Source organism: Salinivibrio sp. PR919 (assembly GCF_001995355.1).
Taxonomy (GTDB): domain Bacteria; phylum Pseudomonadota; class Gammaproteobacteria; order Enterobacterales; family Vibrionaceae; genus Salinivibrio; species Salinivibrio proteolyticus.
Map to the genome: position 1 here is coordinate 1 of NZ_MUFL01000091.1, position 11,470 is coordinate 11,470.

At 49.1% G+C, this 11,470-nt stretch carries 9 protein-coding genes, 1 tRNA gene and 1 pseudogene; 6 read left to right on the plus strand and 5 right to left on the minus strand.

The genetic code is table 11. The features are described from left to right. Positions 1-322: 322 nt before the first annotated feature. Complete coding sequence (locus BZG83_RS14205) at positions 323-1,336, plus strand: 2-hydroxyacid dehydrogenase (protein WP_077481487.1); 1,014 nt, start codon at positions 323-325, stop codon at positions 1,334-1,336. Positions 1,337-1,418: 82 nt separating this feature from the next. Here the strand turns inward: BZG83_RS14205 and yiaY are convergent, their stop codons facing one another. Then, entirely contained in the window at positions 1,419-2,567 is a 1,149-nt protein-coding gene (yiaY, locus tag BZG83_RS14210; RefSeq protein WP_077481489.1) for an L-threonine dehydrogenase, read from the minus strand. Between the two features lie 285 nt (positions 2,568-2,852). Here yiaY and BZG83_RS14215 point away from each other — a divergent pair, with 285 nt between their 5' ends. Beyond that, a complete protein-coding gene (locus BZG83_RS14215) occupies positions 2,853-3,485 on the plus strand; it encodes an OmpA family protein (protein WP_069586537.1) in 633 nt (210 codons plus the stop codon). A 56-nt stretch (positions 3,486-3,541) separates the two neighbouring features. Here BZG83_RS14215 and BZG83_RS14220 read toward each other — a convergent pair whose 3' ends face one another. Next, a complete protein-coding gene (locus BZG83_RS14220) occupies positions 3,542-5,098 on the minus strand; it encodes a cryptochrome/photolyase family protein (RefSeq protein ID WP_077481492.1) in 1,557 nt (518 codons plus the stop codon). Positions 5,099-5,241: 143 nt separating this feature from the next. On the opposite strand from BZG83_RS14220, the gene BZG83_RS14225 reads away from it, so the two are divergent. Continuing rightward, positions 5,242-5,820: a hypothetical protein gene (locus BZG83_RS14225; RefSeq protein WP_235608121.1), complete on the plus strand. Its 579-nt coding sequence runs from the start codon at positions 5,242-5,244 to the stop codon at positions 5,818-5,820. 85 nt (positions 5,821-5,905) lie between these two features. Further along, a complete protein-coding gene (locus BZG83_RS14230; RefSeq protein ID WP_077481494.1) occupies positions 5,906-6,568 on the plus strand; it encodes a glutathione S-transferase family protein in 663 nt (220 codons plus the stop codon). Positions 6,569-6,606: 38 nt separating this feature from the next. Here BZG83_RS14230 and BZG83_RS14235 read toward each other — a convergent pair whose 3' ends face one another. Together BZG83_RS14235 and BZG83_RS14240 are read right to left on the minus strand one after the other, a co-directional pair. After that, positions 6,607-7,215 (minus strand): glutathione S-transferase family protein, encoded by a 609-nt coding sequence (locus BZG83_RS14235; RefSeq protein ID WP_077481496.1) that lies wholly within the window; start codon positions 7,213-7,215, stop codon positions 6,607-6,609. A 184-nt stretch (positions 7,216-7,399) separates the two neighbouring features. Continuing rightward, positions 7,400-7,897: a GNAT family N-acetyltransferase gene (locus BZG83_RS14240; RefSeq protein ID WP_077481498.1), complete on the minus strand. Its 498-nt coding sequence runs from the start codon at positions 7,895-7,897 to the stop codon at positions 7,400-7,402. 268 nt (positions 7,898-8,165) lie between these two features. On the opposite strand from BZG83_RS14240, the gene BZG83_RS14245 reads away from it, so the two are divergent. After that, positions 8,166-9,773: a peptide ABC transporter substrate-binding protein gene (locus BZG83_RS14245; protein WP_077481500.1), complete on the plus strand. Its 1,608-nt coding sequence runs from the start codon at positions 8,166-8,168 to the stop codon at positions 9,771-9,773. A 168-nt stretch (positions 9,774-9,941) separates the two neighbouring features. On the opposite strand, the gene BZG83_RS14250 is transcribed toward BZG83_RS14245, so the two are convergent. Continuing rightward, positions 9,942-10,017: transfer RNA gene (locus BZG83_RS14250), tRNA-Asn, on the minus strand. A 191-nt stretch (positions 10,018-10,208) separates the two neighbouring features. Between BZG83_RS14250 and BZG83_RS14255 the strand changes: the two are divergent. Beyond that, a pseudogene (locus BZG83_RS14255) lies at positions 10,209-11,470 on the plus strand (alkaline phosphatase family protein); the annotation flags it as partial.

An 11,470-nucleotide genomic window follows, 5' to 3' on the forward strand; every position in this document is an offset into this window, starting at 1 on the left:
TCCAAAACCTCTATGGAGAATGGACACCGCGTGACGACTTTACGCTACGCGCCACCATCGCTAACCTGACCAATCAGTATTACACACCCTACCTGTCTGCCGGTGTGCCCGCTGCGGGACGCGATGTACGCATAAACGCCACCATTAAGTTCTAGCCTATCCTTCACCGCGAGATAACCGAATAAAAGCCGCCTGCGTGGCTTTTATTCGGTTGGACCAACATCAACGCCTTTAACCTGATAAACCTCATGGTTTATTTTGGCTCCAAATCACGGTATTTATAACGCTTCTTTACCTCCCCCGACTTATTCGGAGGCAACACATGACGACCATTGCCGTATTTAGTGCCAAATCTTATGACAAGGCCGCCTTTGCTCATGCTAACCAAGCGTTTGGTTACACACTCGACTTTCATGATTTTCAGCTCACCGCCAAAACCGCCAAAATGGCTCAAGGGGCGGAGGCGATTTGCGCGTTTGTTAATGATGATCTTTCCCGCCCTGTGCTAGAGATTTTAAGTGACGCCAATATCAAACTGGTGGCGTTGCGATGTGCTGGCTACGATCGCGTCGATCTGGAGGCTGCAAAATCGTTGGGGATCACCGTCGTTCGCGTGCCCGCCTATTCTCCCGAATCGGTCGCAGAGCACACGGTGGGCATGATGATGTGCTTGAACCGACGCTTTCATAAAGCCTACCAACGCACACGCGATGCCAACTTTGAACTCGATGGCTTAGTCGGGTTTAACTTTCACGGTAAAACGGCTGGGATCATTGGTACGGGTAAAATTGGGATCGCAACGCTGCGGATCCTAAAAGGGCTTGGTATGCGTTTGTTGTGCCACGATCCATATCCTAACCCCCTTGCGATTGAGCTCGGTGGCGAATACGTCTCGAAAGAAACACTGTTTGCCGAAAGTGATGTGATTTCTCTGCATTGCCCGATGTCCAAAGACAACTATCATCTACTCGGCGAGCGTGCTTTTGCTCAAATGAAAAAGGGAGTGATGGTGATTAATACCAGTCGCGGTGAATTGCTCGATTCGGTAGCCGCTATTGAAGCCCTCAAACAAGGCCGTATCGGTGCGCTTGGTCTTGACGTGTATGACAATGAACGGGAGCTATTTTTCCAGGACAAGTCTAATGATGTGATTGTTGATGATGTATTCCGTCGCCTCTCTGCATGCCATAACGTGTTATTTACCGGACACCAAGCGTTTCTCACCAAAGAAGCACTGCACAATATCGCAGATACCACGCTCACTAATATTCATACCGTCCTGAACGGCGAGTGCTGCGAGAATCAAATTGCAGACGTCGAAGATCGCAGTGACTAACTTGCGCTGAGAACTCAACCTCATGAAAAAATAAAGGCCTGAATCATCAGGCCTTTTTAGAGTTGCTGTGATATCTAGGAAACTACATCGCTTCCATAAAGATTTTGGCGATTTCCTCATGCGTCGCTTGCTTCGGATTGGTGAAACCACACGCGTCATTCAAGGCGTTTTTGGTCAACACATCAATGTCTTCTTCTTTGGCGCCGAGTTCGCGCAAACCAGCAGGGATCCCAACATCGGTCGCCAATGCTTGAATGGCTTGAATGGCGGCTTTCGCACCTTCCTCCGCATTCATACTCTCTGTATCGACGCCCATTGCCGTGGCAACATCCCGTAAGCGCTCGGCACACACTTGCGCGTTGTAGCGTTGCACATGGGGTAATAGAACGGCGTTACACACCCCGTGCGGCAAGTCATAAAATCCACCTAATTGGTGCGCCATCGCATGCACATAGCCCAAAGACGCATTGTTAAATGCCATACCCGCCATAAACTGTGCGTAGGCCATCTGCTCCCGCGCCTCTAGGTTTTGGCCGTCAGCCACTGCGGTGCGCAGGTTTTCTTGAATCAGTGTCATTGCTTTCAGTGCAACTGCGTCAGTGATCGGCGTAGCGGCGGTCGATACGTAAGCTTCAATCGCATGGGTTAATGCATCCATGCCGGTCGCCGCCGTTAATGACGCCGGTTTAGCCAGCATCAGCTCAGGATCGTTGACGGAAATAATCGGGGTGGTGTGTTTATCAACAATCGCCATCTTAATGTGGCGCGCTTCGTCTGTGATAATACAAAAACGCGTCATTTCTGATGCGGTACCCGCCGTCGTATTGATCGCAATCAGCGGAAGTTGTGGCTTAGCAGACTGGTCCACGCCTTCATAATCACTGATATGACCGCCATTGGCTGCCACCAAAGCAATACCTTTGGCGCAGTCGTGCGGCGATCCACCCCCTAAAGAGATCACACAGTCACATTGGTTCGCTTGTAAAAGCGCTAACCCTTGTGCCACGTTTTCAGTAGTTGGGTTGGGCTGTGTGCCATCATAGACCACACAATCGACTTCTCGGCTATCAAGCAAAGCGGCGATTTGCTTTACCACACCAATTTGATTAAGGACTTTATCTGTAACGATAAGGGCTTTTTTAAATCCATGTGATTGAATCGCGTCTGCGGCTTCAGAAAGGCAACCTGCGCCCATAAGGTTAACAGCAGGGATAAAGAACGTGCTCGACATGACCATTTGCTCCTTTAGTCGGGATCATTGCGGCCCAGACATGACAGGGCCTTTTATGGGTTTTGTTGTAACACGCTGTTTGCTCATCACATTTTGATCCAGCGCAATTTGCACGGCAGGTTGCAGGGAAAAGAAGACAAAACTGAGAACTCTGTCAGTGGTCTTCTGTTAAGTGTTTAAAACACCGTCACTAATTCATAAATTTGACACTTTCTTGAAGAAGAGTGTCTAAGCTGAAGTAAATTAAACTGACCACCGTTTGGTTATAGTGAGAAAACAATGGGAATGAAATGCAAACTAACTGCGGTTGCCGTACTGACCGCATCACTGGCCCTCACTGGTTGTGAGTCGATGTCGAACACCCAAAAAGGCGCGACAATTGGCGCGATCACTGGGGCCATCGTGGGCAAATCGACATCGAACCATAAAGGCAAACGTGCCTTTATTGGCGCAGCTATCGGTGCCATTGGCGGTGCAGCTGTCGGTAATTATATGGATCAGCAAGAGCAAGCATTCCGTGAAGAATTGGCGGGCTCGGGCATTCAGGTAGTGCGTGAAGGCGACAATATTCGCTTGATCATGCCCTCAAACATTACGTTCGGGTTAGATCAGGATGCAATTGCGGCCGATTTTTATCCTAAGCTCAATGCCATTGCTAATGTGATGCGCAAGTACGACAAAACCTTCTTGAGCATTGAGGGTCACACAGACGACACGGGCGCAGCGGCCTATAACCAGCGTTTGTCGGAGCGCCGTGCCATGAGCGTCAAACGCTACCTCGCCAGTCAGTCGATCGACAATGCACGTTTGTACACGTCCGGTTTTGGTGAGACACGTCCACTGGTTGCGAACAACAGCGCGGCAAACCGTGCGCTCAACCGCCGTGTTGAGATTCAGATTGTGCCAAACACGCAATAAGCGCGACGCGATTTATGACCGCCCTCACGCTCCAGTTGAGGGCGGTCATAACGGCATCAAAGCGCATCAAGATTGGCAAGCAATTCATCCGCATGCGCCAAAATCTGGCTTTGCTGCGTCTCTGACATCTTATCCCAATTTCGATACGGCATGGCTGTGCGTGGGTTACGGGCAAACTTGTCGCGATGACGCGCCATGAAATGCCAATATAGCGCGTTGAATGGACACGCCTTAGGACCAGCTTTCTCTTTCACATCGTATTCACACCCAGCGCAATAGTCACTCATCCGGTTGATATAGGCGCCACTGGCCGCATAAGGTTTCGTCCCCACAATGCCATTATCGGCGAACTGCGTCATTCCGCGCGTATTCGGCATTTCGACCCACTCGATCGCGTCAACATAGATTGAGAGATACCAATCATCCACTTCATCTGGGTCGACGCCCGCAAGCAGACAGAAGTTTCCTGTCACCATGAGTCGCTGAATGTGATGGGCATACGCTGTCTCTAACGATTGSGTAATCGCATGCGAGAGACAACGCATTYTGGTCTTTCCATCCCAGAAAAATGCCGGCRATTGACCTTGCGCACCCAGTGCATTTTTTTGTGCATAATCAGGCATGTTCGCCCAGTACACACCGCGAACATATTCGCGCCAGCCTAAGATCTGTCGGACAAACCCTTCAATCTGAGCAAGGTTGATATCATCATTTTGGCGGTAATGATCAATCGCAGCTTGGATCACTTGCATGGGGTGAAGCAGCTTGGCATTTAACGCAAAAGAGAGGCGGCTGTGGTACAAGCTCCACTGATGAGGGCTTTGCCCTGTCATCGCATCTTGAAACTGGCCAAACAGCGGCAGGCAGTAGGTGCAGAAATGGTTAAGGAGCGCTTTCGCCTGCTGGCGCGTCACCGGCCACATTAATGCTGGCGCCGAACATCCGATGGTTTTAACCTGATGGCGCTCAATACGGGTGAGAATATCGCTGACATCATTGGCGAAAATCAATGGCGCAGGAATCGCATCAAGATCCGCTTTTTTTAGCTTATTACGATTTTGCTGATCATAATTCCACTTCCCGCCCTCAGGCTTATCCCCCTCCATTAAGACATCAAACTGCCGACGCATATCGCGGTAGAAAAACTCCATTTTTCGGTGCTTACCGGCGGTGAACTGGGTGGCAATCTGTGAAAAGGGTAAGAGAAAGTGTTCCGTCTCGACACACTGGGATTCAACCTCATTGGGTAAACGTAATTGTTCGAGTTGCATCGCGAGCCGATACTCATCAGGACGCTGATATTCGAATCGATCGACTTGATAGTGCTCACAAAGAGCGCACAGCAAGGCGGGCAAGTCTGGATAGGCTTGCGTGTCATCCAGTGTGAGGTAGTTAACATCATGCCCAGCCTTTTCAAGCGCACTAGCAAACTGCGCCATTGCAGCAAAGAACGCACAAACCTTTTGAACATGATGGGTAACGTAATCGGTTTCTTGTTTAAGCTCGGCAATGACATACAACACTCCCTGATCGTGCTGCTTAAACCATGAGTGGCTGGCATTCAGTTGATCACCGAGAACCAAACGCAAGGTGTGATAACGAGATTGAAGCACAGGTACCTCAGTCAGTACTGATTGAAATAATGGCTAACATACGTAGAAGATAACGTTTTCGATGACAGAAAACCGAGCTAGGCTTGAATATTCGCCGAAACGCTCTACATTGAAGCAGACGTTGTGACCACGCAGACCTTTTCATGCCAAAAGCCATCATTCAACTTTGGATTCTTGTCGGCTATTTTATGATGGCAGTGCCCACGCATGCGATGAATGAACCTCTCAATACATTCGTGCAAGACTTACGTTTTCACGGCTATGTGGACAACTACGGCAATGTAAAACTCCGCTTTTCCCCCATCACGACCTTACCCGCGGGGTTAAAAACGCAAGGGTACTTAGATATTGAAGCTAGTGATATTTCGCGACTGCCTCGCGGGCTGGATATCGGCGGTTACTTAAATGCGGCAAATACGCCACTAACACGGCTACCGCGACTTAAAGTCGGTGGCTATATCAACCTCACCAATACCGCTGTAACCGCATTACCGCCAAACCTCGTCGTGCGTGGCGACCTCAGTCTGGTCAATACGCCTCTCACCACCTTGCCAAGACGCTTGTACGTTGAGGGCAACCTTTATCTTACTAACTCGCCAATTAGCGCATTACCCGACGATATTTACGTGGGAGGCAATGTATACATTCGCGGTACAAATATTTCATCCGTGGATCCGGAGTTGCGCATTCAAGGCCGAGTACTCCCACCACCAAATCAATGAATTGAACCAACAGGACTGATCGAAATAGCAAGGTTATCGTATCGATAGCTGAGCCTTTTTAAACTTACAGTCAAAGATATTCCTTATGATTATTATTCATCACCTTGAACAATCGCGTTCTCAGCGTATTGTTTGGTTGCTTGAGGCACTGGGTGTGCCCTATCAAATCAAGACCTACTCGCGTGACCCCAACACCAAGTTGGCGCCCCCCGAGCTCAAACGCGTTCACCCTCTGGGCAAAGCACCTGTGATTGAGGATGAAGGGACGATCATTGCAGAGTCGGGCGCGATCATTGAGTACATTTTGGAAAAGTATGGTGACGGGCGCTTACAGCCACAAACGCCAGAGCAGAAAGGTCACTATCGCTACTGGATGCACTATGCCGAAGGGTCTTTGATGCCAATATTGGTCATGTCATTGATTTTCAGCAAAATCCCAGAGGCACCGATGCCCTTTTTTGTGCGTCCCTTGGCAAAAAAGCTGATGAAAGGCGTCACCGACCAGTTTATTGCACCCCAGCTGCGAGACCATCTTGCCATGATCGAACACCACTTAACGACGCATGATTGGTTGTGTGGTGACATACTCACAGCGGCAGATATTCAAATGAGTTTCCCATTAATCGCAATGCGTCCTCGTCTAGACCCACAGCAACACGGTCACATTGTTGCGTATCTTGAGCGCATTGAACAACAGCCTGGCTATCAAAGCGCCCTGTGTGTTGTGGGGCCGCTAAAAACGCTTTAAGCCCGCTAATGCGGGCTTAATCTTAATAAAAATCATGGTTACGCAGGTTGGGTGTGACGAGCCTGAACGACCCAGCGTTGATATCCTGATGATGATTTCAGTTGCTGATACCATTGCGACACGTGCGGCGGCAAAGTCATTGATGGCGTCAAGGCAAGAGAATGGACCACAGTGCCAATCGCAATATCAGCGAGCGTCATCATATCAGAGATTAAATAGCGACGCTCAGCAAGCTCTTCGTTCAGCTTCTCTAAATCGTAGCGGCACTGCTCAAGGGCCGACTCTCTCACCTTGGGATCGCTCGATGCTTCCAAGCAAGCAGTTTTAACCGTAGGCTGAAACGAAGATAGGCACCAATCCATCCAACGTTCGTAGCGCGAGCGTTGAAACGCGCAATCTGGGTACCACATTTTATTGCCATAGCAGGCAACCAGATAGCGCAAAATGGTGTGCGATTCCCACACACTGTTTGGGCCGTCTTCTAATACCGGCACCTGACGCATCGGACATTTTTGTGCCAGTGCATCAGCGTCTTGGGCATTATGATGAATATCGACCTCATCCAGTTCGATACTTAAATCTAACTCATCAATCAGCCACATCACTTTTTGAACATTAATGGCAGAAGGGTGGCCATAAATCTTCATGATTACTCTCCTTGTTAAACGCAATACCTCAACGACTCAACGCGTTTTTTTGGCCGATGAATGTCACTTTTCATCCCACCACAACGCCAGTCGTATCGAGATCAACCGCCAAGCATGATCCCTGCTTATTAGTGATTTATTTGAGCGTCGCATAATCCTTCTTTTTTAGCAAGTCATCGCGGGTTTAACCCACACCACCATCCGGACTGACTTTGTTATCGATTTTTTTCAACATAATATGCTGCGGACCTGCACTACCACCATGATACAACTCGCCCGTATCAGTGAAGCCTGCGCGTTGGTAGCACACAATCGCGCCCGCATTTTTGCAATTAACGGTCAGGATAAGACGCTGCGTCCACGGATAGCGTGGTTTGACATAATCCGCCAAGGCCATCATCGCGCGGCGACCCAGTGCGTTACCTTGGTGGTGCTGATCGATAAACACCGCACGAACTCCCATATCACCTGAATGGGCAAAGTCGTATTGCGACGCGTAACCAGTATCAAGAATAAACCCGCCCACAATCACGGTCTCTACCTCAATCAGGTGTAGATGAGCAAATTCATTGGCCGCCGCCAAGATTTCCTCTGGGCGTCCGACAAAAGGCAGCTGCTCATGCGTGATAGAAAGAGACAAAAATGAGGCTAAGTCAGTGGGAGAAAATGGACGTAACAGCACGGGAGATCATCCTTGAGTCTATGAAAAACGGCTAATTTATCATAAAACCGCCTAAGCTGTCCGAGGGGATTATGCCGTATGAATACGCCGCGATCGGCAACCGCCATGCAGGATTAAATCGATATAAAAATAGAGGTCACGATTTCACGCTTTTCCTGTCGTCGATTTGTCATCTTTTTATCACATCGCTTTTCTTCGCTTACCATTTGTGGTTAATCTATTGATTAACAAGGCTTATTAACAAATTACTCAACCAAGGAATGGAAAGATGAAATTAAAACTATTAGCAGGTTCATTGGCACTCGCATTGTGTAGCTCAGCGTTTGCAGCTCACGTCCCAGAAGGCGTGGAGCTTGCCGAGCAACAGACTCTTATTTGGGGGGTTTCTGGCGAAGTGCCTACGCTGGATCCGACCAAGTCCAGTGATACCGCCAGTAACAAAATTATCTCAGATTTGTTCGAAGGCATTACATCGCGCACGCCAAGTGGCGATATTGCACCAGGTTTAGCAAAAAACTGGGAAGTCAGTGAAGATGGGTTAACGTACACATTCCATTTACGCGAGGCGACATGGTCTGACGGTGAGCCCATTACAGCGGAAGATGTTGTCTATACACTACAACGTGCCGTCGACCCAGCAACCGCTGCACCATACGCTTGGTATTTAGGCACCGCGAACATTCTCAATGCAACCGAAATCACCGATGGACATAAGCCAGCAAGTGCGTTAGGCGTGAAGGCGGTGGACGACCATACCATCGAGTTTACATTGGTGCGACGTACTCCTTATTTCCCCAATATGCTCACCCATTCTTCGACCTACCCTGTACCAAAACATACGGTAGAAAAGTATGGTGATAACTGGACACGCCCCGAAAACATGGTCAACTCCGGCGCCTATAACTTAACCAACTGGGTGATTAATGAGCGCATCGATCTTGAGCGTAACCCCATGTACTGGAACGATAAAGAAACGGTGATTAATAAAACATCGTATGTAACCTCCAGCGATGCTAACGCGGAATATAACCGCTATCGCACCGGTGAGATCGACGTGACCTTTAGCTTCCCGCTTGAATCCTATAAGAAAATCAAGCAAGAGCGTCCCGATGAATTCCTAACCATGCCATCGCTTGCAACTTATTACTATTTATTCAACACAGAGCGCGAACCGTTTAACGACGTGCGCGTACGCAAAGCACTCGCCTATGCCATTGATCGTAATGTCGTCACCGACATAATTCTTGGTCAAGGACAACAACCTGCCTACAGTGCAACACCACCAGCCATCAATAACTTCGAACCGCCGAAATTGGCTTGGGCGGAAATGACCCAAGAAGAACGTTATCAAAAAGCAAAAGAACTCTTGGCCGAAGCGGGATACAGCAAAGACAACCCTCTGGAGTTTGAATTGGTGTATAACACCATGGAATCCCACAAAAAACTTGCATTGACAGTAACGTCTATGTGGAAACGCCATCTCCCGGTTAAAGTCAGCTTAGCCAACCAAGAGTGGAAAACCTTTTTGCAAAAAGTGCTACAAAAAGACTTTGATGTGGCTCGCGATGGATGGAATGGTGACTACAATGAGGCTTCAACTTTCCTAAGCTATTTCAGTAGTAAAGGTATGAATAAGTCCAATTGGAGCAACCCTGAATACGACAAGCTGCTTGACCAAGCCCTCTCCGTTGTCGACCCAGAAAAGCGTAAGGCCTATTATCAGGAAGCGGAGCGCATTTTCGCCAAGGAGATGCCTGCCATTCCAATGTACTTTTACACGCGTAGTGTGATCAAAAGCCCTAAAGTAGGCGGCTATAATACGGAAAACCCGAACGACCTACGTTACACTCGGAACCTTTATATCACTAAAAACTAATCGATAGTGATAGGAAAAAGCGTCACGCATTGCGCGTGGCGTTTTTGTTTGACGCGAGCAAAAAGAGGGAGACGATCCGCATTCAAACTGGTCAAGCACGCGCTTCGAACCCAAGAACGATAGATATAAAAAAAGCGCCAACCTCTCGGCTAGCGCTTTTTCTGAATTTGGCTCCCCCAACTGGACTCGAACCAGTGACATACGGATTAACAGTCCGCCGTTCTACCAACTGAACTATGGGGGAAATGTGTTTCGTAACAACGAGAAGGATGGTAGGCGATTGCCGCAAAGGGTGCAACCCCTTTTACGGTGATTTATCGCTTTTCATGTTCAAATGGCTAAAAATACGCCAAAACAAGCGATTATCACATACGTTTTGCATCCTTCCCCCAAAAAATGCCAAGATGACAAACAGACAGAAAAAGGAAACAAACATTGAATCCGGACGCCTCTTCCCTGCCCCGTTTTATTGCTGGCCCCATGCTACGGCGAACTACTCAACATGAAGTCGTCGTATGGGCGGTATTATCAACGCCGCCAGACCAAGGCACATTGTCCGTTTTTGATGATCAGACTCTCCTCGCCGCGATGCCACTCTCCTCGGCGCAGCAATTTCGCGCTGGTAAGCACGCATGGGTGGTACTGGCTCATCTCCGATGTGCGCACGGCTTTCCGCTCGATGTGCCATTGCGTTACGACATCTTACTCGATCAAAAGCCCTTGTCCGAATGGATCCCGGATTTACTCTATGACGGTGAACGTTCACCGCACTTTGTGATCCCCTCCCAAGCGAACCATTTAGCGCATGGCTCATGTCGGCACCCGCACCATCAGTGTGATGATGCACTGGTCACACTCGACGATAAACTCGCCAATGAGGAGATCTCACAATGGCCGGACATGCTCATTATGAGCGGAGATCAGATTTACGCCGATGATGTCGCCACACCAATGTTGCAGCGGATCAAAGCCTTGATTGCTCGGCTGGAGCTCAAAAATGAATACTTTGACGCCGCACCGATTGCACATTGCCGGGAACTCGATACGCATCCAGATGGCTACCTCAACCGAACAAAATTGTTGCCCGCACAGCGCGCACGGTATGGTTCTCTGTTCGAACGGTTAAAAGGACGTGCGCTGCCGATCTTCACCTCTCAGACAACCAGCAATCACCTGATTAGCTTTGCCGAACATTTCGCCATGTATTTACTGGTGTGGTCGCCAGAAGCTTGGCGCATCACAAATACAGCCTCAGTCGCACTCAATCGCGTGTTAACGCCACAGCAACAGTCACGGTATCAGCGTGAAGAGCAAGCCCTGACTAAGTTTCAACACGGTCTGCCCCAAGTTAGGCGTCTGTTCGCCCATCTCGCCACCTATATGATTTTTGATGACCACGACATCACCGATGACTGGAACATCACCGTAGGCTGGGAGCAAGCAGCCTATCAACAGCCCTTTTCACGGCGCATTATCGGCAATGGTCTGTTTGCCTACTGGCTATGCCAAGGTTGGGGAAATGACCCTAAACAATTTGATTCCTCGTTTGTTGCGCTTGCGACGGCTAGCCAGTTTGGACAGTCTGGCGATGACCCGAATGATAGTGCGCACGACGCAATGATTGAGACGCTACTTCGCTTTGAGCATTGGCATTACAACGTACCGACGACCCCCTGTGTAGTGGTACTCGATACTCG